At 43.5% G+C, this 25,394-nt stretch carries 23 protein-coding genes, 2 tRNA genes and 1 pseudogene; 15 read left to right on the top strand and 11 right to left on the bottom strand.

Annotated elements, in window-relative coordinates; genetic code table 11:
* The 7 genes and pseudogenes from C6H00_RS01210 to C6H00_RS01185 all read left to right on the top strand — a co-directional run.
* Nucleotides 1-1,116: pseudogene (locus C6H00_RS01210) on the top strand (Eco57I restriction-modification methylase domain-containing protein); the annotation flags it as partial.
* Nucleotides 1,094-1,228 carry a hypothetical protein gene (locus C6H00_RS08945; RefSeq protein ID WP_267891967.1) on the top strand — a complete coding sequence of 45 codons (135 nt, stop codon included), beginning with the start codon at nucleotides 1,094-1,096 and terminating at the stop codon, nucleotides 1,226-1,228. The pseudogene C6H00_RS01210 and the gene C6H00_RS08945, both read left to right, overlap by 23 nt.
* Before the next feature lie 301 nt (nucleotides 1,229-1,529).
* Entirely contained in the window at nucleotides 1,530-2,264 is a 735-nt protein-coding gene (gene hypB, locus C6H00_RS01205; protein ID WP_104749226.1) for a hydrogenase nickel incorporation protein HypB, read from the top strand.
* Nucleotides 2,264-2,497 carry a HypC/HybG/HupF family hydrogenase formation chaperone gene (locus C6H00_RS01200; protein ID WP_013469991.1) on the top strand — a complete coding sequence of 78 codons (234 nt, stop codon included), beginning with the start codon at nucleotides 2,264-2,266 and terminating at the stop codon, nucleotides 2,495-2,497. Before hypB ends, C6H00_RS01200 begins: the two co-directional genes overlap by 1 nt.
* The gene (gene hypD / locus C6H00_RS01195; protein WP_104749225.1) at nucleotides 2,490-3,611 is read left to right on the top strand and encodes a hydrogenase formation protein HypD; all 1,122 of its coding nucleotides are present in this window, start codon (nucleotides 2,490-2,492) and stop codon (nucleotides 3,609-3,611) included. Before C6H00_RS01200 ends, hypD begins: the two co-directional genes overlap by 8 nt.
* Nucleotides 3,612-3,627: 16 nt before the next feature.
* A tRNA-Gln gene (locus tag C6H00_RS01190) sits at nucleotides 3,628-3,702 on the top strand.
* Between the two features lie 3 nt (nucleotides 3,703-3,705).
* A tRNA-Met gene (locus tag C6H00_RS01185) sits at nucleotides 3,706-3,782 on the top strand.
* A gap of 95 nt (nucleotides 3,783-3,877) precedes the next feature.
* On the opposite strand, the gene ccoG is transcribed toward C6H00_RS01185, so the two are convergent.
* On the bottom strand, nucleotides 3,878-5,296 hold the full coding sequence (gene ccoG, locus C6H00_RS01180) for a cytochrome c oxidase accessory protein CcoG (RefSeq protein WP_407645511.1): 1,419 nt from the start codon (nucleotides 5,294-5,296) through the stop codon (nucleotides 3,878-3,880).
* 71 nt (nucleotides 5,297-5,367) lie between these two features.
* On the opposite strand from ccoG, the gene guaA reads away from it, so the two are divergent.
* The 3 genes from guaA to C6H00_RS01165 are packed head-to-tail and all read left to right on the top strand — an operon-like array spanning nucleotide 5,368 to nucleotide 8,253.
* A complete protein-coding gene (gene guaA, locus C6H00_RS01175) occupies nucleotides 5,368-6,903 on the top strand; it encodes a glutamine-hydrolyzing GMP synthase (RefSeq protein WP_104749223.1) in 1,536 nt (511 codons plus the stop codon).
* Entirely contained in the window at nucleotides 6,894-7,508 is a 615-nt protein-coding gene (thiE, locus tag C6H00_RS01170) for a thiamine phosphate synthase (protein WP_104749222.1), read from the top strand. Before guaA ends, thiE begins: the two co-directional genes overlap by 10 nt.
* Nucleotides 7,498-8,253 carry a tetratricopeptide repeat protein gene (locus C6H00_RS01165; RefSeq protein ID WP_104749221.1) on the top strand — a complete coding sequence of 252 codons (756 nt, stop codon included), beginning with the start codon at nucleotides 7,498-7,500 and terminating at the stop codon, nucleotides 8,251-8,253. The genes thiE and C6H00_RS01165 overlap by 11 nt, the downstream gene beginning before the upstream one ends.
* On the opposite strand, the gene C6H00_RS01160 is transcribed toward C6H00_RS01165, so the two are convergent.
* On the bottom strand, nucleotides 8,250-9,050 hold the full coding sequence (locus C6H00_RS01160; RefSeq protein WP_104749220.1) for a 3'-5' exonuclease: 801 nt from the start codon (nucleotides 9,048-9,050) through the stop codon (nucleotides 8,250-8,252). The two genes, C6H00_RS01165 and C6H00_RS01160, sit on opposite strands and share 4 nt — an antisense overlap.
* Before the next feature lie 61 nt (nucleotides 9,051-9,111).
* Here C6H00_RS01160 and gltX point away from each other — a divergent pair, with 61 nt between their 5' ends.
* Complete coding sequence (gene gltX, locus C6H00_RS01155; RefSeq protein ID WP_199769143.1) at nucleotides 9,112-10,494, top strand: glutamate--tRNA ligase; 1,383 nt, start codon at nucleotides 9,112-9,114, stop codon at nucleotides 10,492-10,494.
* Here the strand turns inward: gltX and C6H00_RS01150 are convergent.
* From C6H00_RS01150 to C6H00_RS01100, 9 genes are all read right to left on the bottom strand, one after another.
* Nucleotides 10,491-11,780: a hypothetical protein gene (locus C6H00_RS01150; protein ID WP_104749218.1), complete on the bottom strand. Its 1,290-nt coding sequence runs from the start codon at nucleotides 11,778-11,780 to the stop codon at nucleotides 10,491-10,493. The genes gltX and C6H00_RS01150 overlap by 4 nt on opposite strands.
* Before the next feature lie 798 nt (nucleotides 11,781-12,578).
* Nucleotides 12,579-13,397 (bottom strand): hypothetical protein, encoded by an 819-nt coding sequence (locus C6H00_RS01140; protein ID WP_104749216.1) that lies wholly within the window; start codon nucleotides 13,395-13,397, stop codon nucleotides 12,579-12,581.
* Nucleotides 13,398-13,562: 165 nt separating this feature from the next.
* Nucleotides 13,563-13,865 (bottom strand): hypothetical protein, encoded by a 303-nt coding sequence (locus C6H00_RS01135; protein WP_233704343.1) that lies wholly within the window; start codon nucleotides 13,863-13,865, stop codon nucleotides 13,563-13,565.
* A gap of 90 nt (nucleotides 13,866-13,955) precedes the next feature.
* A complete protein-coding gene (locus C6H00_RS01130) occupies nucleotides 13,956-14,204 on the bottom strand; it encodes a hypothetical protein (RefSeq protein ID WP_104749214.1) in 249 nt (82 codons plus the stop codon).
* A 73-nt stretch (nucleotides 14,205-14,277) separates the two neighbouring features.
* Nucleotides 14,278-14,787 (bottom strand): hypothetical protein, encoded by a 510-nt coding sequence (locus C6H00_RS01125; RefSeq protein ID WP_104749213.1) that lies wholly within the window; start codon nucleotides 14,785-14,787, stop codon nucleotides 14,278-14,280.
* Nucleotides 14,788-16,664: 1,877 nt separating this feature from the next.
* A complete protein-coding gene (locus C6H00_RS01115; RefSeq protein ID WP_104749211.1) occupies nucleotides 16,665-16,868 on the bottom strand; it encodes a hypothetical protein in 204 nt (67 codons plus the stop codon).
* A gap of 128 nt (nucleotides 16,869-16,996) precedes the next feature.
* The gene (locus C6H00_RS01110; RefSeq protein WP_104749210.1) at nucleotides 16,997-17,959 is read right to left on the bottom strand and encodes an HrgA protein; all 963 of its coding nucleotides are present in this window, start codon (nucleotides 17,957-17,959) and stop codon (nucleotides 16,997-16,999) included.
* A gap of 36 nt (nucleotides 17,960-17,995) precedes the next feature.
* On the bottom strand, nucleotides 17,996-21,607 hold the full coding sequence (locus C6H00_RS08610) for a tetratricopeptide repeat protein (RefSeq protein WP_199769135.1): 3,612 nt from the start codon (nucleotides 21,605-21,607) through the stop codon (nucleotides 17,996-17,998).
* The gene (locus tag C6H00_RS01100) at nucleotides 21,607-22,341 is read right to left on the bottom strand and encodes a hypothetical protein (RefSeq protein ID WP_104749209.1); all 735 of its coding nucleotides are present in this window, start codon (nucleotides 22,339-22,341) and stop codon (nucleotides 21,607-21,609) included. Before C6H00_RS01100 ends, C6H00_RS08610 begins: the two co-directional genes overlap by 1 nt.
* 1,197 nt (nucleotides 22,342-23,538) lie before the next feature.
* Here C6H00_RS01100 and C6H00_RS01095 point away from each other — a divergent pair.
* The 4 genes from C6H00_RS01095 (at nucleotide 23,539) to C6H00_RS08690 (ending at nucleotide 25,351) form a co-directional block, all read left to right on the top strand.
* On the top strand, nucleotides 23,539-23,862 hold the full coding sequence (locus C6H00_RS01095; protein WP_104749208.1) for a hypothetical protein: 324 nt from the start codon (nucleotides 23,539-23,541) through the stop codon (nucleotides 23,860-23,862).
* A gap of 772 nt (nucleotides 23,863-24,634) precedes the next feature.
* Nucleotides 24,635-24,958: a hypothetical protein gene (locus C6H00_RS01090; protein ID WP_233704342.1), complete on the top strand. Its 324-nt coding sequence runs from the start codon at nucleotides 24,635-24,637 to the stop codon at nucleotides 24,956-24,958.
* 10 nt (nucleotides 24,959-24,968) lie between these two features.
* Nucleotides 24,969-25,097: a hypothetical protein gene (locus C6H00_RS08940; RefSeq protein WP_267891966.1), complete on the top strand. Its 129-nt coding sequence runs from the start codon at nucleotides 24,969-24,971 to the stop codon at nucleotides 25,095-25,097.
* Nucleotides 25,097-25,351, top strand: coding sequence for a hypothetical protein (locus tag C6H00_RS08690; protein ID WP_233704341.1), 255 nt, complete (start codon nucleotides 25,097-25,099; stop codon nucleotides 25,349-25,351). The genes C6H00_RS08940 and C6H00_RS08690 overlap by 1 nt, the downstream gene beginning before the upstream one ends.
* The last annotated feature ends 43 nt before the right edge of the window (nucleotides 25,352-25,394 follow it).

The raw sequence follows: 25,394 nt of genomic DNA, 5'->3' as shown, positions 1-25,394 counted from the left end.
CTGTTAGCTCCTGAAGCCAAGCTAGCCTTAGTCATTCCAAGTGCCTTAATGCTAGAAGAGGGGAGTTTGCATTTAAGAGAACATATTTTAAAAGCACATGCCCTAGAGTTTTTCTACAGCTTTGAAAACCGCCAAGGCATTTTCCCCGATGTGGATAGCCGTTACAAATTCGCTTTGCTAGGCATTAGCGCACAAAAGCACACTAAGCCCATTAAAACACTCTTTTACTTAGAAAATCTCAGCGACATCACCAAGCAAAAACCCCTTTTGATCTCCCCGACAGCTCTACTAGAAACCCCCAAATGCGCGCTTAAGGAAGTGCGAAACGCCCTAGATTTAGAGATTTTAGATCATTGTGCCGCTCAGTTTTCTAGGCTAAGTGAGGGGTGGTTGGATTTTAGGCAAGAACTCAACATGACAACCGATAAAGACTTGTTTATCCCCCCTAACAAAGTGCAGGGCAAAACCCAAGCAAAAGCTACGCTTTTGCCCCTGCTAGAGGGTAAACATATCCACCAATTCAATGCAGAGTTTGCCCCTGCGCGTTATGGCGTGGAAGCAGAGGCACTCCAAGAGAGACTTAAAAGCAGAGAACAACACCGCGCCAAAAAAGGGGGATATAGCGGGGCGATTGCCTATGAGTATCAATATTTGAGGTTGGGGTATAGAGAGGTTGCATGCGATACGAATGAAAGAAGTTTTATTGCTAGCTTAATGCCTAAAAACCACGCCACGAGCAACACGACATGGGTTAGTGTGCCCTACATTTACACCCCAAAGGGCATACTAGAAACCCCGCCCTTGCAAACTCTTTTCGCTTTGGGCTTGTTTAATTCTTTAGTGTTAGATTTTTACTTACGCTCTCTTACCCAACTGCACGCCACTAAAGTTTGTTTGCTCCAACTCCCCCTCCCCCAGCCCACCGCCCAAAAAATCGCAGACAACCCCCTTTACTTGGCTATCGCTAAATCTGCCCTAGAATGCCAGCTTTATTACGATAAAGCAGGGCACTTTAGCGGGCTAAAAACTCTCTTTACAACCCCTTTAGACATCCCCAAAAACCCAAAAGCTTTTAAACACCAAACGCGCAGAGTTGGATATTCTCATCGCCCGTGATATTTACGCCCTAAGCCGCGAGCAATTCTTGCACCTACTAGATTCATTTAGAGTCTTGCAAAACAAACAACCGGGTTTTATCGCCCTTTTAAAGAGTTTGTGGGAAGAATAAGGGGAAAATTAAAGAAGTTATGGCACAATAATCCTAGCGCAACTGCCCCCCAAAGGGGGCGTTCGCTTTAGCGGAGGTATTGGGTGAAGAGTACCATCAACGCTAGAATTATCAGCATTTGCCTCATGGTGATCTCCTTTCCGGGGGATCGCCCACTATCCCCCCAACCCTAAGCTCTAAGTCTTATTCTCCAAATGACCCAAAGCAGACCACCATGTGCGCCATAAGAAAGAATTATAACTAAAGTTTGGCAAGTTGTATTAAACCTTTTATGCTAGTATGAAAAAGAAAAGGAGATATGATGATAGAAACAACTCAAAGAAGCCAAAGCCTCAATAACAACCCCAATTTGAGTAAAAAAGATGTCCAAGTTGTGGAGAGAATTTTAAGTAAAAACGATCTAAAAGCTCTTGAGATGAAAGATCGTTACAAACAAGATGGGCTGTATGTGCTCAATTTTATGAGTTCGCCCGGAAGTGGTAAAACCACGCTTTTAGAAAATCTGGCCAGCTTTGAGGATTTTAAATTCTGCGTGATCGAGGGGGATTTACAGACTAATCGGGATGCCGATCGGCTTTTAAAAAAGAATGTCGCCGCCCAACAGATCACCACAGGAGAGGCCTGCCACTTAGAAGCGGCCATGTTGGAGGGGGCTTATGACATTCTCAAGGAAAAGGGCGCGATCGCTCAAAGTGATTATCTCATTATTGAAAATGTGGGGAATTTGGTTTGCCCCTCTAGTTATAACTTGGGCGCGGCGATGAATATTGTCTTGCTCTCCACCCCTGAGGGCGATGACAAGGCTTTGAAATACCCTAGCATGTTTTTATGCGCCGATGCGGTGGTGGTGAGTAAAGCCGACTTGATGGAGGTTTTTAACTTTAGACTCTCTCAAGTTCAAGAGGATATGGACAAACTCAAACCCGGCACGCCTATTTTTACTTTGAGCTCCAAAGATCGCACAAGCCTAGAAGCCTTTAAAGACTTCCTTGTTTCAAGACGCGCGCAAAATTACCAGTCCGATTATATCTTCTAATGTGTCTGGCCATTCCCTCTAAAGTGATCGCCCTGAAGGGCAATGTAGCGACCCTAGAGACTATGGGCGTGCAAAGAGAGGCAAGTTTAGATTTAATGGACGAATCTATAGAAGTGGGGGATTTTGTGCTTTTACATATTGGCTTTGTGGTGGGCAAGATCGACACGCAACAAGCTTTAGAGTCTCTAGCTCTATATGAGCAGATGATCGCCAAAATGGAGACAGATGACTGATTTCATCCACGCTTTTAGAAACAAAGAGACTATTTTAGCCCTCGCGCGCCAAATCCAACAAGAGAGTTCTAAATTACAAGCTCCTTTTAAAATTATGGAAGTGTGCGGGGGACACACCCATTCTTTAATGCGCTATGGTTTGCTAGATTTGCTACAAGATACCCCCTTAGAGTTTGTGCATGGTCCGGGGTGTCCGGTGTGCGTGATGCCCAAATTGCGCATTGATGAAGCCATCGCCCTAGCTCAAATGCCAGAGACGATTCTAATCACTCTAGCAGATATGATGCGCATTCCCGGGAGTGTCTTAAGTCTGCAAAAAGCGCGCGCGCTAGGAGCTGATGTGCGCTTTGCTTACTCCCCCCTGCAAGCCCTAGAGATCGCTAGGGCAAATCCGCTAAAAAATGTCGTGTTTGTGGCAATCGGCTTTGAAACCACTACGCCTATGACAGCTAGTTTATTATTGCAGGCTCAAGCAGAGGGGCTAAAAAATCTCTTCGTGCACAATAACCATGTGCTTGTGCCCCCCAGTGTGCAAGCCGTGCTTCAAAACTCTAAAATTCACGCCCTGATCGCCCCCTCGCATGTGAGTGTGATCACAGGGGCTAAGATTTATCAACCTCTCTTGGAGCGTTTTCAAATGCCCATCGTGGTGGCTGGCTTTGAGCCGGTGGATGTACTCGAGGGAGTGTTGTGTCTTGTGCGCCAAGCACGCCAACAAGAAACCCGCTTAGAAATTCAATACCGCCGTGTAGTGAGTTTTGAGGGCAATTTAAAAGCCCAAAGTTTGATAGAGCAAACCATGCAGGTGCGTCAAAGTTTTGAGTGGCGCGGGCTAGGGGAGATCCCTTTTTCGGCGATGCAAATGCGCGCGGAGTTTGCTAACTTTGATGCAGAGGTGGTGTTTCAAGAGGTTTTGCCAAAGAAAAGCGCGCTTGAGCCTAAAAACTGCCTTTGTGGACAGATTTTAAAAGGGCAAGCCAAACCCCTAGATTGTTCTTTGTTCAACAAAACCTGCACACCTAGCCACCCTGTGGGAGCGTGTATGGTCAGCTCTGAGGGGGCTTGTGCCGCTTATCATAAATATGGGCTTGACTTTTCTAAAAAAATAGGCTAGAATACGCGCTTTACTTTGGAGTATCGCCAAGTGGTAAGGCAGCAGGTTTTGGTCCTGCCATTCCGAGGTTCGAATCCTTGTACTCCAGCCATGACGCGGGATAGAGCAGTCCGGTAGCTCGTTGGGCTCATAACCCAAAGGTCGGTGGTTCAAATCCATCTCCCGCAACCATCTTTCCACTCTTTTCTTTCTATGTTTTTCTTTTTTGGAATTTAGTCTGTTTTGTGTTTAAAATTGTTGTTGATTCGAAACCCCCTCCCATAGTCTCAAAAATGAGGCACGATGAAGATTGTTTTCTGTTCTAAAACGATACTAGGATCGTCCACACTATAGGCCTTGATTGTGATGGGTAAGATACCCTTTTTAGCTTGAGTTACCTCATGGGCTAGATAGGCCTGTTTGGCTTTTTGCACAGGCATGCGCAAGATCACCACCACCTTTAACTTGCCCTGTGGCTCAATGGTGAGCGTGCCAGTAGGACGCAAAATGCTAATATTAGGATCGTCCACATTGAAAGTGTAGGCATGCGCCTTGCCACTCGTATTTTGGAATAAAAAGAGATAACTATTGTCCACAAATTTTTCATGCATGGCATACAAACGCCCCCCATGTGTGATGTCCAAAATCATGGGGGCTTTTTTGAGTGTGCCTACTACCAACGCACCCAACACGACCAACAACACTCCCAAATAGGCCAAAGTCTTAGCCCGCCAAAATTTGACCGGATTTCCTGTAGCCTGCGCCTCACTAGAAGACCAATTAATCAAACTCTTTTTGCCCAATTTACCCATCGTGTTAGTGCAGGCATCCACACATTCCAAGCAATTAATGCACTCAAGTTGCATGCCCTTGCGGATGTCAATATGGGTGGGGCATACCAATACGCAATGGTTGCAACTCACACACTCGTTTTTAGGGTCGCGTTTTTGAGGCAAAGAGGGGATTTTTACATCATCCTTATCATAAATTGCTCCTCCTCTGCGTGTATCATAAAGAGGATTGAGGGTGTGATCATCAAAGAGCACACTTTGCACCCGTGCATAGGGGCATAGATAAATACAAAAGCGTTCTTGCACCCATGCAATATCTAAGAAAACAATTATGCTCAAGCCTACCCAAATACTGAACAAAAGGGCGTGATCTTGAGGTTGTGCTAAGTGGGTAAAAAACTCTCCGGGAGGCACGAAATAAAAGAGCAATACCGCCATAGAGGCTAAAGGCACGGGAGCAAAAAGAATTAAAGCAATAATTTTTTTAAGCCGATTGCTCAAGGTAGGAGAAATGGGGCGTTGCTTATTGGCAATCTTAGCATGCAAACCTAAGAGCTTGGTTTCAATGAGATCGCGTAAGATTGTCCTAAAAATAGTCTGTGGACAGCCCCAGCCACACCACACCCGCCCCAGCATAGAGGTCATAAAAAAGATGAAGATGAAGATGAAGATCACCAAAAAGGGTAACAAATACATCTCTTGTGCGCTGTAAATTTTGCCCAAAAGGTGGATTTGGCGGTGCTCAAAGGAGATTAAAAAGATTTGTCCATCGCCCACATGGATAAAGGGAAGAAGAGCAGGAAAAAGACTAATGCAGAAATAGGTGATATAGCGTTTAAAACGCAAGGAGTTGTAGAAAGAGGTTTTAGAGAAGCTAGACATGCTAGTAAATTCCTTGAGAGTAAGTAAGCTCATGTTAGCAAAGTTTATTTAAGGAGGTTTGAACACGCCCCCCTTGCGCTATAATAAGCCTAAAAAGGCAGAGCATGGCAGAGATTTTAGTCCTAGATTTTGGGAGTCAAACCACCCAGCTTATTGCGCGCCGTCTGCGTGAATGCGGGGTATATACAGAGATTTACCCCTATAATCTTCCCTTAGAGCAGATTCGCACCAAAACTCCTAAAGGGATTATCTTAAGCGGGGGGCCTGCTAGTGTTTACGACCCACAAGCCTACCACTGCGATGCTAAGATTCTTGATCTCAATATTCCCATTTTAGGGATTTGCTATGGCATGCAGTGGTTGGTGCACACTCTAGGGGGGCGCGTGGCGCGTGCGTCCTCTCAAGAGTTTGGCCGTGCGCACTTGCAGGATTTACAAGATCATCCCCTCTTAGAGGGGATTGAGGATTCTAGCGTGGTGTGGATGAGTCATGGAGATCGTGTGGAGGTCCTGCCTACAGATTTTGAGGTATTAGCTAAGAGTGCGCATGCTCCCTTTTGTGCGATCGCCCACGCTCATAAACCCTTCTATGGCTTGCAATTCCACCCAGAGTCTGCGCACAGCGCGCAAGGAGGGCGCATGCTTGCCAATTTCGCGCGGCTGTGTGGTTGTTCGCAAGATTGGAATATGCAAGACTTCTTGACCCAGCAAATACGCGCCATTCAAGAGCAGGTCAAGAGCGATCGCGTGCTATGCGCGGTGAGCGGGGGGGTAGACTCAAGCGTAGTCGCGGCTTTGTGCGCACGCGCGCTAAAAGAGCAGGTAGAAGTGGTTTTTGTAGATCATGGCTTGTTAAGAGCTGGTGAGCGCGACCAAGTGGCAAACATGTTTGCAGATTTGCAAATCCCCTTGCATGTGCTAGAGGCGCAAGATTTATTTTTAAGCCGTCTTAAGGGGGTGGTGGAGCCTGAGAAAAAACGCCAAATCATCGGACATGCCTTTATTGAGGTCTTTGAACAAAAAGCACAAGAACTCTCTAAACAGGGAAGCATTAAATGGCTAGCTCAAGGCACACTTTACCCGGATGTCATCGAATCGGTGAGTGCTAAAGGTCCCTCAGCGGTGATTAAATCCCACCACAATGTGGGCGGACTGCCTGAGAAAATGAATCTCAAACTCTTAGAGCCCCTAAGAGAACTCTTTAAAGATGAGGTGCGCGCACTAGGAGCGCGTTTAGGATTACCTGAAAAGATGTTAGCGCGCCACCCATTCCCTGGTCCCGGTCTAGCCATCCGTATTTTAGGCGAGGTGAATACGCCCAGCCTAGAGCTCTTGCGCCAAGCCGACTCTATTTTTATGCAAGCCTTGCACGCTGAGGGACTGTATAATGAGGTGTGGCAGGCTTTTTGTGTGTTACTCAATGTGTTTTCAGTAGGGGTAATGGGAGATAAGCGCACTTATGATAACACCATCGCGCTTAGAGCTGTGCAGGCTAGCGATGGGATGAGCGCGCATTGTGCGCCCTTGCCCTTTGAGTTTTTGGAACGCGTGGCTAATGCCATCATTAATCAAGTGCCCGGAATTAATCGCGTGGTCTATGACATCACTTCTAAGCCTCCGGGGACCATTGAATGGGAATAGAGCTTAAAGGTTTGTATGGCATTAGCGATCCCAAACTCACTCCCTATGATCGCCTACGCAATCTAGCCGAGCGTGCTATTGAGGGGGGAGTGCGCTTTTTACAGCTACGGGACAAAGAGAGTAGCGATAGCGAACTTTTAGGCTTGGCTAAAGAACTAAGCGATTTGTGCACCAAAAAGGGCGTGGGTTTTGTGATCAATGATCGTCTTTCTCTAGCCCTAGAATGTAACGCGTGGGGTTTGCACTTGGGAGAGGAGGATGTGCCCTTAAGTAAGGCGCGCTCTCTATTTAGCGGCGTGATTGGAGTCTCTTGCTATGGGGACTTAGAGCGCGCCAAACAAGCCCAAGCGCAGGGAGCGGATTATGTCGCTTTTGGGGCGTGTTTTAGATCGTCTAGCAAGCCTAGCGCACCTTGTATAGATTTAGAAGTCTTGGCGCGTGCTAAGGCGTGCTTAACAATCCCGGTGTGTGCCATTGGCGGGGTGAATGCGCACAATATCGCCCAACTCCAACACGCAGATATGATTGCGCTCATTAGCGCGCTTTGGCAGGGCGATGTGCGCGCCAACGCGCAAAATTTACTAGGGAGTTGGCATGCACATTAAGATTTTTCTATGCCTTTTGGGAGCATTGTTATTGGGTGGGTGTGCTAGAGAAGCGTATTTAAAGAATGGCAATAAGGCGCGCTATGCCCAAGACATTAAAAAGGCCATTACAGACTACCAAAGGGCTGGAGAGTTAGGCAGTGCGCGGGCGTATGAAAAATTAGGCATGCTCTATTGGGAGGGTGCGCCCAAAGACATCACAAAAGCCGTTGTTTCTTTTAAAAGGGCGTGTCAATTAGGTTCTAAACAGGCTTGCGCGCTGGTGGCACGCCCCCCTGAAAGTCAAACAAATACCTATTTAGAAGGCTTGCTTCAAGCTGGTTATGCTAACGATCGCCCCAAGATCATGGCTTACTTAAACAAGATGACACAAATGGGGGTCGCGCGCGCCTATTTGGCTCGTGGGTTATTAGAAGAGAAGAGCGATCCCAAGCAAGCTATTATGGACTACAAAAAAGCGGGTCAAATGGGAGATGTGCAGGCTTACCACACTTTGGGCTGGATTTATGAGCAGGGTTTATTGGGTGTACGCAAAGACATAGACCAAGCGATCAAGTATTACCAACGGGGCGCAAAATTAGGCGACCCCTATGCTTGCCATAGCTTAGGGGTGATTTATTGGGATGTTCAGAGTGTGCGTAAAAGCCGCAAAAAAGCTAAAAAATACTTTCTAAAGGGTTGCGATCTAGGCTTTAAAGGGTCTTGTGATATCCTCAAAGTGGAGTGGCACATTGTTAAGCCTTAATCCTCTTGCATTTCGGTTTGGATTTCGCGCTCTAGGGCTTGGGTGAAAACTTCGCTGTAAGGTTTATCTTGGGGGAGTTTGTTTTTAAAATCTACCAGAATATTTAGGTAATGTTCTTTGGCAAGCGCGCCCTTAGAAAGAATGTATTTAAGATAGAGCCAATAGGTGTTAAGCACATCGCCCTGACAATAAAGATCAATGCGCTCCAAGCGATCACTCTCTTGACTATAATAAATTTCATGCACGCACTCCCCACTCAAGCCAAATTTGCCCGGCAAACCTGCCATAGAACACACCCCATCGAGTTTAAGTCTTTGCGCACCAAATTGTGAAAGACTATCGAGCAGATCGGTATGAAAGGCTTCGCTATAGCGGTAGCGGTAATTTTCCCATTTATTATCTTGATTATAAAAGGTATGCGCGTCTAGGTTGTAAGCGAGGGCTTTGAGCATGAGCACGGGCAGATCAAAATTACGCCCATTGAAACTAATGAGCATGGGTTTTTGATGGTTGAAAAAGCTTAGAAAATCTGCGACTAAGTGCTTTTCATCTCTTTTTTGCCCCTGTCTGCCAAAATTACCCACCTTAATAAAATGCCCATGCGTGTCGGCTAATACAGCGGCAATGGAAACCACCTTATGCCAATAGAGGGGCAAAAACTCATAGCCACTCTTAGCCTTTTGCCACTCAAAAGCTTTAGCGCAAAGCTCTAAGGGTTCTAAAGTATTTTCAGGGTCTAAATCCTGTCTGATCAGATCAATATCTGGCGCGGTTTCAATATCTAGGACACAGAGCATGCACACCCTTTTAAGTTAGCTTGTATTAGAATGCGCATTTTAGGACTTTTAGACTTAAAGGATATGTATGGTTGTAACGCGTTTTGCTCCCTCTCCTACAGGACATTTGCACATCGGAGGCTTGAGAACCGCCCTATTTAACTACCTCTATGCACGCGGGGCGGGGGGAAAGTTTTATTTACGCATTGAGGACACGGATTTAGCGCGCAATAGCCAAGAAGCCACAGAGGCGATTTTACAAGCCTTTGAGTGGGTGGGCTTAGACTTTGATGGGGAAATTCTCTACCAATCTGAGCGTTTAGAAATCTACCAACGCTATATCCAACAGCTTTTAGAAGCTGGCAAAGCGTATTATTGTTACATGGGTAAAGAGGAATTAGATGCGCTTAGAGACTCTCAGCGCGCACAAGGACAAACCCCACGCTACGATCGCAGGTATCGTGATTTTAAGGGCACACCTCCACAAGGAATTACCCCTGTGGTGCGTCTTAAAGCTCCTTTAGAGGGGGAAATTGCTTTTGAAGACGGAGTAAAGGGCGCGGTGGTAGTGCAGGCCAAAGAGTTAGACGACTTCATCATTGCGCGCGCGGATGGCACGCCCACTTATAACTTTGTAGTTACCATTGATGACGCGCTGATGGGAATCACCGATATTATTCGCGGAGACGATCACCTCAGCAATACCCCTAAACAAATCCTTATCTACCAAGCTCTAGGTTTTAAATTGCCTAACTTTTACCATGTCCCCATGATTTTAAACGAACAGGGGCGCAAGCTGAGTAAGCGCGATGGGGCGATGGGGGTGATGGATTATAAATCTTTGGGCTATCTCAAAGAGGCTTTACTTAATTTCTTGGTGCGTTTGGGTTGGAGCTATGGCGATCAAGAAATTTTCAGTTTAAAAGAATTGTTGCAACACTTTAGCCCCAAAGAGCTCAACAGCGCGCCCAGCTGTTTTAGTCCCCATAAATTAGACTGGCTCAACGCCTACTACCTCAAAAGCACCTCCAACAATCAATTAGAAGCCCTGTTAAAAGACTTTGAGCTCCCCTCTGCTTTTGATACTTTGAGTGCGCAACAAAAAAACATGCTTTTAGAGGCTCTCAAGGAGCGCGCGCCCACGCTAAAAGCCTTGAGCACAGAAATTACCCATCTGCTCATCCCTCCGACCACCTACGACCCGCTCAAAAACGCCGCTGAAGCTAAAGCCCTGCTAGAGGATTTCGTGCGCGCACTTAAAAACACGCATTTGCAGAGTTTAGAGAGTATACACACTCTCTTGCATAATTTCCTAGAAGCGCACGCGCTCAAACCCGGGGCGTTCATGCCTGCCTTGCGCGTGGCGTTGTTAGGAAAAAAGGGGGGGATCGACCTCAAGCAGGCGATTTTTATTTTAGGCAATCAGACACACACACGCTTGCAAGCCTTTTTAGCGCGCACCTAGTGGTGGTGGCTACGCACGAAGTCTATTAGCTCTCGTGTGTCGATGGAGAGGGTAACAAATTGCTGGAAAGTGGTGTACCATTTGCCTCCTCTGCCATGCAGACTATACCCATTGCCTCCACCCAAAAAGTTAAAAAATGCATCCGCGCGTAAACTCATAAATTTATTTTTGTAAACATAATAAAACGCAAGTCGTTCGAAGTTGGGCGCATGGTACCATGGCAAGCCAGTATAGAGCGATTGCCCGTAAGTGGCGTAAAATTTCATTTGAGGCTTGTCTGAAAAATAGTATTTGTTATAGAACCCAAAGCCCTTATATTGTGCCACGAAATCAAACTGCCCTCCGAAACTATTATACCATTGGCTCGGTCCGCAGGCTTTTGCCGAACGCACGCAATAATGTTCTTGTTCAGACATTGTGCCAAATTGCATAGAAATTTTATCCATATAAGGCATAAGTTGTTTTAAATCTGTTTTAATATAGCCGTAGTAGTAAATGCGATCAAGTACCGTGGGGTTGGAATACTTCCCGGGCTCACCCCCTTGAGGTTCACCACTAAAGTAAGGATAACCATTGGGCCAAAGGGGTGTCTCATCACCCTGAGCTAAATTGGATTTTCCATCAAAGGGATACTTATCTCCCATGCTATAGGGACTGGTGTTATGGAAAGCCACAACTCTGCCTCCAAAGCCCAAATAGCCCTTTAAAAAGGACCACTCACTAGAGCCAAAATAGAGCATTTGGTTAAAATTATAATTTTTTGCTGCAGGGCCATTATTCCAGTTGCGCCCTCCATACCAGTCAATAATGAACTCTCCCCAGCCATTCCACCAGCGGTTGGGATCGTAGGCCGGCTTGTATTGGAACATTGCCCCCCTAGCAGTAGGGTCTTTAAACCAAAAGAGCTTTTTGAAAGCAGCTAGGGGGTAGTTAGAGATCGAATAAGTTCTAGGGATGATTCCCACATAGGCTCTAAAATTTTTCCCCACCGCGCTATAGTACATCGTAACCCCCCAAGAATAGGGGAAGTAGCTATAATGGGTATGCAAATTCTGAATGAACCATCCCCCAAACATTAAGGACTGGTTTTTATCAAACTGAATCCCAATCTCTGGCATAATTCTATTTTTCATGTTGACTAGACTATTCCAGTAGGGGTTACTTTTTGCCGCCAAGTTGTAGGTGAAGCTGACAAATTTCAGATCATAGGCAAAACTCGCCGCCTCCGCCCCTGCAACCCACAGCCCACAGGGCACTAACACCTTCGATACAAGTGATTTAAACATCGCGCACCTTAAACATTTGTAGATCTGAATTATAGATGAGCAACAATTAAATAAACTTAAATATATTCCATTAAACTTATAAAAAATAAAAGTCCACCTCAAAAACGCCTTCCAGCGTACAACTAAAAAACCAGCTTGTGTATTTGAAAAAAAGAGAGCCCTCCTAGGCAAACTTAAGTCCCAATATATGGCTTTAAATACTTTAAAGGTTCAAAAACAATCAATATATACCACAAAACACATGTAGCAACCAAAACGCCTAAGAACCTCAAATACCAATGGGCGTTCCTAATGGGGTATGTGCAGAGCATGGGAAAAAGCAGGAGGACATACATTACCAGTGTCTCTGATACTGAACCCCATTTAAGCCACCCGTATAAGGAAAAAACAATGCTGATTAAAAGCGGTATAGGGAAAAACCACCATTTTTTATCCCCAAAACACGCCCAAAAAACAAGAGCCCCTACACTCCCTATAACATATCCCATATACTTTCTTATGGGAGGCATAAATACACAGCAACACAGTACAAACCCCAGAGCGATGATTCCTAGAGAAATGCGTTTGTCAGGGCATAACACTAGAATGATAGCACCTATGTAGGCAAGCAAGCCAAATAGCATGATTGCCATTCCACCTCCTACCCCATGAGAGTGGTTAGGGGCCAGCATTATATTGACAATAGCAAAGAACCAAATTGTATTGGCAAAATGCAAAGCTTTTTTAATAAATGCTTTGTCCATGAGAATCCTTGGTGCATTTTTCTACCCACTCCACAGCTCTTAAAGATCAGAGAACCTATAAAACCCTAACCCCACCATCATACCACCCCAAAATATTCCCTTGATTGTCTATTTCTACTTCTAAATCCTTGTATTTTTCGTAGAATTTAGGGGCTAGGATGTGGTTGAAGTAGTCATCACCCTTAGGGGTTCTAACCACAAGGATATTATAAGCAGACCAATACTTAGGAGTGTCCCAAGAGGTATCGCTATACATCGTGCTGTATCCAAGAAAATGTATGCCTCCATCTTTTTCTATTCTAGGGCAATCTTTCTCAGAATATTCCTTGCCCTCATAGATCAAAATATCCTCATCTAAACCTTTTTTCAAGACATTGGCATAGAAAAAGTTGTCCCTAAAATACACCCACGCTTGGTATTTGTCCTCCTTGTAGTAGGATAGGTTGGTGGGGTAATCTATCCTGTGGTAATCATCATCGCAGGTGCATAGAAAATCCACATAGCCTGCTAAGAATAGTTGCCCAATGGTGTGGATGTATTCGCTGGTATAGGTAGGCTTTGGTGTGTTGGTTAAAAGTGTGGGGTGAAGATGATCTTGGGTGAATGTTTCAATGATTGCAAAGTCCAATTCATGCCTTGCAAAAAATTCCCCATCAATGACGCATAAAAAGAAATACTCAAATGCCAGCATTATTTCCGCTTTGCCGCGTTTGGACAAATAGGTTAAAAAAATGTCCATTCCAGAAAGATCGCGTTCGTAATTTGGACCATTCAAGGCTACATCTAACACTTCATCATTCCAGTATCCACTACCACCACGCTTATAAAAAAATATAGGATAACCCACCTCATAAATGACCTTGACTCTTGACACCGCTCTTCTCCTGAATCTTTTATACAGCCTTCTTATGCACAGGCAAAATATAGTGCTCCAGTGTGATAAAGAGGAGTAATAAAAAATTGGCTTTACTACTCTTTTTAATGCAATTCTCTTAGTTGTGCGGACCAAAGAAAACCCATGCCGCAAAGCCCATGCCTCCTATAAAATCACCCCATTAAGCCCGGCTATTGCCAAACAAGCCCCCTTCCACACCTTGCTAGGTTTTGTGTCATCATAAACCCCATGAATTGTCAAAAAGGAGAACAAACCACAAAGGAGTACGCTCAAAAGCGCTAAAATCTCATGCCCATAATAAGCTAATCTAGCCCCTATTCTAGCGCATAAAAAGAGTGTCAGAAAGGGTGTTATGCCAAGCAAAAGCCCTAATGCAAATCTTAATAAAAACCTCTCTAGGCGATCGATCCGCTTGCTGTAACGCTCCAAACCCAACCTATCATACACAAACAAAATGATAAGGGATATCAACACTAACCCCAAGAACAAGAAAAAAATTTCCAACATTTATCCTTACTAGGGCATAAAACGCAAGACTTAAATAAATAAGACATACCACAGCACCACAGCTAGAGCATTAAAAACCCCACTAATGACACAACGCCAGGCCCAAACTTCGCTAGGTGCACGGCGTTTGTAAATTTTAAAAATGGGGTAAAGAGATAAAATCCCCAAAACTGATGGACCCACCAAGGTAAGGTAGATGAGTTTGGCTACATTGAAATAGCCAATAAGAATAAATAGTTGGGAGTCTTGTTTTAAAAAGCTAAAATCTAACTTCTGCACAGCTTGGATGATGAGCTCTTTGTAATTGTGCCTCTATTGTAGAGCGCACCTCTTGATACAGGGTGCTTAAAATTTAGCGCACCTCACTTTGAATATCCATATCTTTATGGGTTAAAAATACTTGCACGCGCTGGTTAATTTCTACGCGGATATTTTCCTCTTGGGCGCGCAAAGTTTGTAAGATAGAGGTTTGCACAGATTCTAAAATTTTTTGTTCATCTTGCTCATTTAAGCGCACCTCTTTAATAAACTCCGCCCCCCACTGCTTGGCTAATTCTTGGGCATCCATGCGCTCTAAGAGCTCTTGAGAACTTTGTTGAACTATTTCAGAGTGAATCTGAGATAAAGCCTCTTGAAGGGCATTTTTAAGCGCGTCTTGAGCTTTTAGCTCTGTAAATTTGGTTTGAACTTCCTCTTTGAGCTGTTGGCTTAACTGCTTACTTAAAGCTTCCTCCTTGCTTTGTATTAATTCCTCTGCTTGTTTAGCTAGAGTGCTTTTAGCCAATTCTAAGAGCTCTAAACTTTCTGTTTTAGTGCGCTTGCTAGTTTCTATCAGCTCTTGAATCTTGCTATAACGTTGCATTCTAACCCCTTTTATTCCCCATCTTAAAGCTTTTAGAAGGTAAAAAAAGGGTTAACAACCGCGGTTAACTTACAGACACGCATGGCGTGGTTTTAAAGAAGTGCAGCAACAAACCAAGTAGAACTAAGCTAAAGTAAGGCAAAAGCTGTAAGCTCTAGTAAATCCCTTAAACGCGTGCTTTTACTAAGTTATGGCCATCTTAAAACCCTAGCAAGCCCCTTAAAGCTCTGCTATAGACTTTTTACATGCTAGAATAAGCTTAGCCGCAGTGGTAGGGTTATCTTTTGGATGATTTGGCGTATCAGTTTTTAGCTGAGGGTTAGGGAGTTGCAGAGGGTGGCCTCCTAGAAAGGAGACCCTACCATGAAAATATTCGTGGTGTTATTGGTTTTAGTGGTTCTCATCCAACCATTATATTAAAACCTCCCCTTGCCCTTTGAGGGCGGGGGAAACCACTAGCACCATTGTAGCTAAAGAGCCCTAAGGGCTTACTTACAGATTAACACTGCGTCAAACTCAATAAGAGCTAAGTAAAACTAAGTTGACCAAGTAATTTAGTTATACATTCATCATTATTGACTTCTATTACCCTAATAAACTCAAGTCTATAGAACAACCAAACAACATTGGCAGGTGAAAACAAAATAAAAATGCTTGTCACCTTGTCCTGTAAAATGTCTCAAAAATATCTCTATGAGAGGCAATTTGTGTATTAAAAAATCTTTCAAAGTGCCTATTTTAGGGCTTTTCTTCTGCGAAAATGAATATATAAATTGTGAAACTTTGTATACACAAAAAATTCAACAAACATCTTAGACTATAATGCTTGCATAATACGAATTTTTACTGTTTTAAGAACTCTCATCGATGTCTAAAGAGAATAAAACCTTAAGTTTTAATGTGCGTTTCACTCCTAGTGAGTTAGAGCAGATTAAATATTTCTGAGTATCTACGCTTCTGTGCCTTGCACTAACAAGGCAATACAAGACAGCAAGATTTGCAAGAATTTCAGACATAACAAGAAACAAAACAACAAGCTAGGAAACAAAATTAGAAGAAAAAATACCGGCTCAAATCAAAGAAGTGCAGTTGGAACAAGAAACAAAATTTAAGAAGTTAGAGCAAAATGTATCCATTCAATATGGTTCAACTCTTAGTCTAGCTTGTGAGATAAAGACCACCCGACTTCCCTATTCAGATTTTGTCTTGCGCCCTTGAAAGTTGTTTGAGATTTTTCATAACGACTTAAGCCTATCTGGTTACCTATACCACTAGAACTAACCAAAAACCTCTTATAACTTCCTTTTTTTGCATAGGCTTGGATACTCTACCAACTGTGCTATAAAACTTTTAGCTTTAACCATGTGGAGTATATTAATTTTAGTCACCACGGGGAATGGCACACAATCAAGAAACTTACAAGCGTTCCTCTTTAGGAGTGTATAAAAAATTATGCGCCCCTGAAAAGCAAGAGACACAGCGCAAGCTTGTTGCCTTAGTTTACCCACGGGTTGCTATAATTAATCATCCTTTTCATCCTCTTGTTCCTGATACCAAGAAGGTAAGTTTTCAAGCGCATTACAACCATAAAATATGCTCTGCACATCCGCAACCTTGGGTACATCCCAACTTTTTAACCCCTCAAAGTTTTGGCACTTGCTATTTTCAAATACTCTGTTCATATCATCCATCCCCACTCACATTAATTTCTCCCAAATGGATATATCACCCTCCACAAGCTTTGCAAACTCCTCATTTGTCTTAGGGCAACAGCTTTTTGTGTGGTTTTCATGACTTATCATTTTTAAATTTTTTATGGAGAGGCAACCTTGTGGCTGCCCTAAAGGTACGCCCTAGTTAGGACTTAAAATCGCGTTTCAGCCGGCACGAGGAGCACCTATTTGGCGTCCTTTTTCATCGTAAGTATAGATCATCCCAGCCTTTCTGAGCGTTACAGAAGTCGTTGTAAAACCCAACACCGCCGCATCGCTTGTGCTAGCGGACTTTATAAACAATTGTTTGCCTTTTTCATCCCGCACTTCAAGAAAGTTATTTTTAATGATCGCCGTTGCAATTGCCATTACCTGCCCTTTAATTCTATTTCTTTTTCATTTCTCACAACAACCAACACCCAAAGCCCTTAGGGACTTACCCTTTTTAAGGGGATAAACTGCTAAGCATAGGCACTCCCTTTGTAGGTTAAGGTGGGCTAGTCCTCTTGGGGTTCTTGTTTTAAAATCTCCACCTTGATGTATTCCTCTAGGCTCTTAAGGCTTGGGACGCTATCAAAGCCCTGAAAGATCGCCTGTTCGCTCATATTTGCCTTGATCGTGCTATGGTAAAGGCTCAAAGTTGTTAAGAACTCTTGAAAATCAGGAGAGTTTTTAGACAACTCGCCTAACATGGTGTGGTCTAAATTGTCCTTAAAGTGGGCGTTTAAAAGCACACGACTTTTAGGCATGTCCTCAATGTTTAACAAAATGACCCCGATCCCAAAGCTGGCATGCAAGCGTTTTAACAAATCCATCAAATCGTTATCTTCGGTGTTGATTTTCTCTGCCACCAAGTAACCCTCGTGCGCCCATGAGCTGTTGCTAATCGCCTGAAAGTAGTATTCACGGCAAGTTCCCAGCGTGATTTCTTTTTTAAGCTCAAAGGAAAAGAGTTTCAAGGGCAAATTGTCAAACTTCTCCACAAAATCACGCAAAGCGGGGTCAAAACTCTTATAGGTAAAACTCGCCCCGACCATATCAGGGTAGAGCCACTCAAATTTGCCTGCTCTTGCCTTGTTTGCCCTTTCGTGTTTAATTGTTCTAGTATGTGTACCCCATTTATAGTGGGCAAAGTAAGCCACTAAGGGGTGTAACCGGCGTTCGTAGTCATCGTTTTTTTTGGGTTTGGCTTGTGTGTTATGTTCCACACCCGTATCCCCCGCGTATTCTTTAAGCGCAATGGTGATGGGGTAATCAGCAACCTTCACAAAGGGCAAGTCTTCGCCAAATCTAAAAGCACGAGAGATAGGCTCAGATGCCCTCTGGCTGTTCTTATACATGTGTTGGATTTTGCCTGCATTATATAGCTCTTCAGCGCGATCGTAAAGGTCGTAGATCGACACAGGACCTTTTGCTTCTTTTAATATTTCTAGCGTGATTTCCATGGTTTCTTTTTTCATCTGTTCTCCTTTGTTAAATTTAATTTTGTTCTTGCTCTAAAACACCATCCACGCCAGAGCGTCCGTTTCGCAATAGAGTTCCTCTAAGACGCTAGGGTTGTAACCTATGTTCTTCAAGTGGGCTAGGTAGGCATCCAGCCTACTTTGGAGCTCTTTAGCCTGTTTGTCCTTGCATTGGGGGATTTGCACCTTTAAGAGCTTAAGCAACATCGCTAAAGCCCCATAGTGGCGTTGCTCTTCCCAAAAGGGGGTGAGCAGTTCTAGCAACTCTTGGCATTTGTCAAAGTTTGCACCATTTTCTTGCCCTAAAAGCTTTCTTGTCAATTCTATAGCGCACAGAACCGAGCCCGCTTTTGCGCCTGCCTCTAAACTCTCTTGGCGTTTTTGAGCGTAAAACTCTTTACCATCATCCTCGTGATTTTCAGGGATCAATTCTGCTAAATACTCACACTCCCTATCATCCATCCCATCATCATCGCCCACTTCAGCACGCAAGAGTCTTAGGCTCTCATAAAAGCCATATAAATTGTGGATAGACTTAGCCCCCAATAAGTAATACCCATCCACAAAGCCCGCCCTTATGGCTTCTTGGATATTCCTATAAGATTTGTTGGCCTCCCAATGCAGTTGTGCTACCTGCTCGTAGTGTTTCACATAGCCCAAGCCCCAAGTATCAGAGTCATACACCCCCATTGCCATGCGCAAAAATCCCTCCCACGCATACATAGATTTATCGTCCCTGCCCTGGTCGTGCATTGCCTCCAAAATATGCGCCAATTCGTCCTGCTCCCAAGTGTCCTCTCCATCTTCGTAACAACCAAACCACCTGCCCCGCATTTGCCCCTCCTCAAATACCCACGCACTATCATACACCCACTCCACTCCATCGCGAAAATCCGTAGACCAACCAAAACCATGTTGCCGTATATCTGTAAAGTCGCTTAAGGAAAAAATGCACTCCAAGCCCCCTTGTGTCTGTGCTAGCTTGAGGGAATCCTCGTAATCAAGTTCTTGGTCCTCAAAGAAACGCTCCATGTAACATTCCATATAAGCCGAATTACAAACATTAAGACACGATGCTAAATACCCACCATATAGCCCCAAGTGTTCCCCTAAAATATCTGCTTTGTCAAAGCATGCAGTTGCCGCATAATAGTCCGGCGGGACCACCACACCCTGCAAGCACATCACCCCCAGCCACAGCCACGCCTTAGCATCGCCCTTTTCCTTAGCCTCCATGTAGTCTTTAAAGGCTTGTTTAGTGTCTTTGCCATATTCCCATAGGGGTTTGAGCACGCTTTTGGGTTTTTCCTCTTGCTTAACCTCTAGGATTTTTAAATCTGGGTGTTGCCAAAACTCAGGCGAAAGGTGATCTTTGACCCCTAGTTTTTCCCCAAAGCCCATGCTCTTATCTATAAATGTGGGCGTAAGACTAGCCACTTCTTTTAAGTCGCTCTCATACTTAGCTAAAAAGGCGTTTAAGGGGTGATCAGAGGCTTTGGCTAATAAATCCTTTTGTTTGCCTAGCGTGTTGGTAAGAGGCACTAGAGCAGCGTTGTAGCCCCACTCTAACGCCTGTTTAAAATAGCTGATTGCTCTATGGTTTGCCTCTAAAATAGCATTTTGCTTTTTCTCGGGCTTCATTTTAAAGTGCTTGAGTTGCTCTAACTCCAAATGCGCTAACTCTAAAGCACAGCACCCACTGCCTAAAGCAATGCCCTTTAAATACGCTTCTTTGGCATCGCTATATGCCACTTCATAGTCATCTTTTGTAGGCTTGCCATAGACCACTTCAATGGTTTTTAAAATGCTCAAATGTAAGCGGGCGTTATGCCCTTGCATCGTAGCACAAAAGCCCTCATCAAACAAACCCGTGTCTCCAAAACCCTCACCCTTAAAGAAGGGCTCAATGGAGTATTCTCTGTATTCTGGATCGATGCCATCATGTTTGTCAATGTGTGCATTTGCTTCAAAATAATGGACATAGGCACATTCTCCATTAATCTCCTTAGCATACAAAGATGCCTCGATGTCGCTAACCAAATCAATCAAATCTCCCCTATTTCCCTCCCATTTAGAAGCTCCAAGATGATAGAGTCGCTCTAGCCCAGCCTTTGCCATGCCATCGCCTAGAATGAAAGCTTTTTTGAGGTAATCCAAAGCTTCTTGGGCATTCTCATCTTTAATCTTTTCAACCCCTAGATAAGAGAGCCCTAGCTGTGTAATTGCCCGAATTGAGCCTAGAGTCGCTGCCCTTTTAAAATGCTCTCTGGCTTTCTCTAAAGATTTCACCACCACCACGCCATTTAAGAACATTTTACCTAGCTCTAAATAGGCTTGGGCGTTATTCTTTTTGCTCGCCTCTAGATAGTCTTCATAGGCTTTGAAGTTATCGCCTTGATAAAACCAAAGGGGTTTGATGAGTGCCTTAAAAAAGGGGCTAGTTTTAAGGTTTTCTAGGGCGGTATGTAGGCTAGATATTTTGGGCTCTAGTGCCTCCAACACCTTTAAAACACCTTTTCTAAACTCCTTTTTTAAAATTTTTAGGGTATCCTCTAAGTCTTCGTCTTCTTGGTAATCCTTTTGGCGGGAGCTCTCTTGCTGGTAGTCCTCTCTTTGAAATCTCAAATCTTTATCTAAAGCATCTAACTCGGCACTTAAAGCTGTCAGTTCCTTAGAAGTGCCTTGGTCTAAGAGTTCTAAAAGATGTTTAAGCTCCTTTAGGGTGTTTTGGTGGGCTTGTTGAAAACTATTGATGTAGGGTGTAATGCTATCTTCTTTGTTTTGATGGATAGCGGTTTGTAACTCTTGTGCCTTGTCTTGCAAGGTTTTTAATTTTCCCTCAAGATTACCCAAATGTTCGCAAATATTGTTGCGTTTTAACTCTGCGTGTAGCCTTTCTGTTACAAAGGTGTGTATTTGTTCTGGATCCATAGAGGCTGTTGATCCATGTAGGCTCTTGCCTGTAACCTGCATAAACTCCTCCACATCAGGCAGGATTTCTTCTAAACCCAACAACCAAGCTTCTTCCAAACCCTCTAAAATTCGTGTGCCCGCTGCGATAACGGCTTTATCCCTAGTGCTTTTTACAAAAGCTTGCAAGCTTTCCTCAAAAGACTCTAAAAATGGCTCTACGGAATTGCGAATGGCTCTTAATTCTTTATCAGCAACAATCCCCTCTTTGTCAAGTTCTTGGTAAGTCTTGTCTAGCTCTAAAAGAGCTTCTGGGATTGTGGCTATGTTTTCTTGCATCTTTGCTTGGAGCATGTCCAAAGCGCGCTTAGGTTCAACGACCAATCCCAACGCTTTAAAATGCTCCTCTAAAGGTTTGAGTACTTCCTTTTCTAAAGCACTCTTAAAGCCAAATTTATCGTAACTATGTGCCCATCTTATCTTTTTAATCCCCTTAACACGGCGCACCACCGCCACGCCCAAACTCTCATCACTAGCCTCAAATAGGGTTTGTATGTCTGTTTTTAGGCTCTCTTGCAATTTTTCAAAGGGTTTTTTAATTGTATTTTGCTCTTTTAAACTTTTATCTTTAGCCTGCTCCAAAAGGGCGAGGCATTTTGGCAATTCCTCTTGACATTGGGCAATTTTTAGCTCAACCACCTTTTTAGCCTCGCACACTCTAGCATCTGTGCTCACTACTGCCCCACAGCTTCTCTCATCTCTAAGAGCGTGTTTAAACCCTCTTCATCACATAAGATATGAAAAGAGATTTGAGCCAAGAGATGCACGCCAGAAAGGCGATCTGCACGCTCTAAAAGGTCATCAACACGCGCTTTTAGAGTATCCAAAGAGTCCGCAAAGACATCGTAGGCACTCTTAGTCGCCTCGCTCATGTCAAAGTTGCTAAGTTTGCTCTCACCTTCAGCTTTACATTCCTCTTTGTAAACCTTGTAAAACGCTTTCCATGCCTTTAAACACCGCCCCCGCTCCAACTCCACAAGCACAAACCAACACTGCAATTCTTCTGTTGTAGAGAATTGGGGGGTGTCCTTTAAAAGGGGCTCTAAATGTTGGCAAAGCGCATCAAAAGCCTTTTGGAATTTGAATCTTTGGGTGTTGTAATTTTTTAAGGCTGGGGAGTGGCAACTCTCTACAGCCTCCTGCACTTTTTGCCAGTCTGCACTTTGGGGCGCATAGTGCACATAAAGGCTTACAATCTCTCTAAGATCATTTAAGGGACGATTTAAGTGTCTCTTCTTTTGTCCAAACACTTTCTCTTGTAGCTTACATTTGTGATCAAGAGGAGCGTATTTTTCCCAACCGCTCTCTTTTAAAGCTTTGTAATGGGTGTTTAAATCCGTGGATGTCTGCAAAGAAGTGGGAGAAGCACTAGCTACTAACCAATCAGCAATTTCAAAGAGATCTAGCATGTCCCACCTCCCACACTAGAACCACAAACTTTTAAAGCGACAAAACCAGAGAGAGTTACCCCCCCCCCCCCCCCCGCACAACACAAGCAAAGTTAAGCATAGATGTCCTTTTAGAAAATAATGGGACTATTCTAGCGGTTTTGGGATAAAAAATAGGTTTGTTGGCATTAAGTGGATGCATGCCCATGCATAAATGCACTTTTTGTGAATTGGATTAAAAGCTACCGCTGAAACATTGTTGGGCCGTTGAGAGAATTTTAGTTGCGTGGCATCTTAATATCTCTTTCAAAGACTGCAAACCAAAGCCTAGTTTTAACATCTTGCAAACTCAAGAGTATCGCCCTCAGATAAATCGATGCTCTTAATGTTTTTAGACTCGACGATAATCTCTAAAGTTTCTTTGATCTCCGTCAAGTCGCCATCCTCTAAACGGCATCAAGATACGCCAAGCATCACCCCCCTGTGTTTAAAGCTTTAGGGATACTAAAGAGTTTAAAAGCCATGCTAAAAAACTCTTCTTTTAGATTTCTTGTGTCTTAATTATACCTTTTATTGTGTGCTTTTATCGTCTCCACATAGCAAAACCATCAAAGTCTCGCCCCGTTACTCGGTCTTGTGTGTATCTATAGATCAAAAATTGCACCCGTGATGTACTTGTGCTCACCAAAGTGCCCCCGCTCTATAAAAACCTTATGCGAGGCGAAATGACGGCTTGCTCATAATCATCTTGAGGCTACCCAACCATTTTTAAATTCGCTTGATGCTTGTATTTCCATGCTCCATTTGGCGTAAAACCCCTATTTTAGGGCTTCAAGTCTAATAATAAGCAACATTCTAACTAGGGCGCTACATTGACAAAACTCAGCAAATAGGTAGAAGCGTTAGTATTTGGATGGAACGATGGCATATGGACTTAAATAAGGCATAAGCACCCTAAAAATTAGGTGCGATTTATTTAGTAGTCCACCCACTACGCTAAATCTTTGCTATCCCTGATTTTGATACATTCCCCATAGCCAGCAAAAGATTCTTTAGAATTCATCCAGTTTCCCAAAACCACACAATGAAAGGAATACACCACTTAAGAGAATACATAGCGTTTTCAGCCCCACAGAGGGGTCATATAACGCAACTTAGACAAAACCATAATTTTAGAGAAAAATCTCTCTATCCCACAATAGCACTTAAAATCGATTTATGAGCATTTTGGAAAATATAGTCCAAGAGCCTTCACTCCCCAAGCTCACCCAATCACCAAAACCCCTAGTGTTGTTGTCTAGCCCCACACTGCTCAATCTCTCAATCTCTCAATCTCTCAATCTCTCAATCTCTCAATCTCTCAATCTCTCAATCTCTCAATCTCTCAATCTCTCAATCTCTCAATCTCTCAATCTCTCAATCTCTCAATCTCTCAATCTCTCAATCTCTCAATCTCTCAATCTCTCAATCTCTCAATCTCTCAATCTCTCAATCTCTAAAGTCTATCCCAAACTGCATGGGTATGTTACAAAGTTTCTCTAATGTGCTATGCCCCATGCTTGTCTTTACTCCATCCCTCTTTACTTCCAAAATATGTGAAAAGAGAATTGGTGGTTGAGAGATTATGTCATCAAATCCCACAGATTTAACCCAGTTTACATTTTCAAAGCACATCTTTTTCTCTCCTCTATTCCAAATACCTTCATAAACCACTTCAAGAAGCTCTACAATCAACAAAACACCCTCAACCCACCAATAACCCACTCACCTACTTAACCCTAAAAGCGTTCTATGACCTTCTAATCTCAATTTTCTCATATTTGATCCAAGTTCAAATGTTTTTTGTTTAAAAAACTACAGACTCACGGGCGCACATGCACGCGCGCAGTTCTTTAGAAAGTTTTCTCTTATGTCATAATTACTCAATGCATGTATGGTTACACGAAGGCTTTTTAACTACAAATTCTGTAAAGACAAGTGTTTTATCACTATTCTTTCCGATTTTACTACATTTTTTAAAAAAGTATTATAATCCGTCGAATTTTGGCATAAACCTAAAGAAAAAAGACAAAATGTGGATAATTAAGACCTTATTTCGCAAGGTTTAACCCTCGTACAAAAATTTAACGAAGCCAAAGAGATTATGAGTAGGCTAACGGAGATAAAAAGATAGTAGCTCAGGCTGAGTTATGCCTAAATACACTTATACAAATGCTCTTGGCTAAACAAGGCGTCACTCAAGAGTTGCAATAGGAGTTATCGCAGAAAACGACAGAACAGATCGGGGGATTGACTGCATATACAGAAAATCTAAGTGCTTTTGACAAAATTGCCTGCCAAATACCAAGTCCACAAAAGCCAACAAATCATAAATGATGAAGAATCTGTCCAAGAAGTGGTACAAGAACTCCCACAAAATGATGTTTACAACGCGCGCGAGGAGTTTATCGACTTGAAAAGTTTTAACGCGTTAGAGGGCGTGCCTAGTATCAATGAGTGGGTGCGAGGTTTTAGTAAAATTAAGGAGGGTTGGGGTTATGTGGAGCAGGGCAGAGGTGATGTACAACACACAAGCTATATTAACTTGTCCAATACCGCACCCAAAATATACACCCGCCCTTTATATCAACGCCACTAACTTACACGCCATGAGCGTATATTTCAGTGCGCAACACTGCATTAAACCCACTTGGATCAATGACCGCGATCAGTTTTACTCCTCCTATAATGAAAGTTGGCAAGAAGATATAGAGTTTTTGGACGATTATTTAATTTGATGCTCTTTCACAATCAAAACCGCGTTTCTTGCCAGCACGGGACTAATCACTTCATCCCCTTTACAGAAAAAGAAGTCCAACCCAAAGCGCGCTACACCCACCACACTCCATTAGACTTTCTAGAGGGCAAATTAGAGTCAGAAACAAGCGCGCTCTTTGCCCCCACTAAGTCTCTTTTGCCCACCTTTGGCCCTCCTGCTTTAGGTGTGCTTCAAGCAGGGCGCGATCTCTATGCCTACTACCACACTTTTTAAAACTCTAACCCCAACGCTAGTCTGTATGACATCAAAGAGTTTT

This window comes from Helicobacter cynogastricus (genome assembly GCF_900197855.1).
In the GTDB taxonomy this organism is placed as follows: domain Bacteria; phylum Campylobacterota; class Campylobacteria; order Campylobacterales; family Helicobacteraceae; genus Helicobacter; species Helicobacter cynogastricus.
Note: the sequence above shows the minus strand (reverse complement) of the source record. Positions and strands in the feature narration are given on the sequence as shown.

Bases quoted from the DNA above. Each gene is read 5' to 3' on its own strand.
- hypB (WP_104749226.1), top strand. From the start codon at position 1,530: ATGATAGAAACAACTCAAAGAAGCCAAAGCCTCAATAACAACCCCAAT.
- C6H00_RS01200 (WP_013469991.1), top strand. From the start codon at position 2,264: ATGTGTCTGGCCATTCCCTCTAAAGTGATCGCCCTGAAGGGCAATGTA.
- hypD (WP_104749225.1), top strand. From the start codon at position 2,490: ATGACTGATTTCATCCACGCTTTTAGAAACAAAGAGACTATTTTAGCC.
- ccoG (WP_407645511.1), bottom strand. From the start codon at position 5,296: ATGAGCTTACTTACTCTCAAGGAATTTACTAGCATGTCTAGCTTCTCT.
- guaA (WP_104749223.1), top strand. From the start codon at position 5,368: ATGGCAGAGATTTTAGTCCTAGATTTTGGGAGTCAAACCACCCAGCTT.
- thiE (WP_104749222.1), top strand. From the start codon at position 6,894: ATGGGAATAGAGCTTAAAGGTTTGTATGGCATTAGCGATCCCAAACTC.
- C6H00_RS01165 (WP_104749221.1), top strand. From the start codon at position 7,498: ATGCACATTAAGATTTTTCTATGCCTTTTGGGAGCATTGTTATTGGGT.
- C6H00_RS01160 (WP_104749220.1), bottom strand. From the start codon at position 9,050: ATGCTCTGTGTCCTAGATATTGAAACCGCGCCAGATATTGATCTGATC.
- C6H00_RS01150 (WP_104749218.1), bottom strand. From the start codon at position 11,780: ATGTTTAAATCACTTGTATCGAAGGTGTTAGTGCCCTGTGGGCTGTGG.
- C6H00_RS01125 (WP_104749213.1), bottom strand. From the start codon at position 14,787: ATGCAACGTTATAGCAAGATTCAAGAGCTGATAGAAACTAGCAAGCGC.
- C6H00_RS01115 (WP_104749211.1), bottom strand. From the start codon at position 16,868: ATGGCAATTGCAACGGCGATCATTAAAAATAACTTTCTTGAAGTGCGG.
- C6H00_RS01110 (WP_104749210.1), bottom strand. From the start codon at position 17,959: ATGAAAAAAGAAACCATGGAAATCACGCTAGAAATATTAAAAGAAGCA.
- C6H00_RS01100 (WP_104749209.1), bottom strand. From the start codon at position 22,341: ATGCTAGATCTCTTTGAAATTGCTGATTGGTTAGTAGCTAGTGCTTCT.
- C6H00_RS01095 (WP_104749208.1), top strand. From the start codon at position 23,539: ATGAGCATTTTGGAAAATATAGTCCAAGAGCCTTCACTCCCCAAGCTC.
- C6H00_RS08940 (WP_267891966.1), top strand. From the start codon at position 24,969: ATGAGCGTATATTTCAGTGCGCAACACTGCATTAAACCCACTTGGATC.
- C6H00_RS08690 (WP_233704341.1), top strand. From the start codon at position 25,097: ATGCTCTTTCACAATCAAAACCGCGTTTCTTGCCAGCACGGGACTAAT.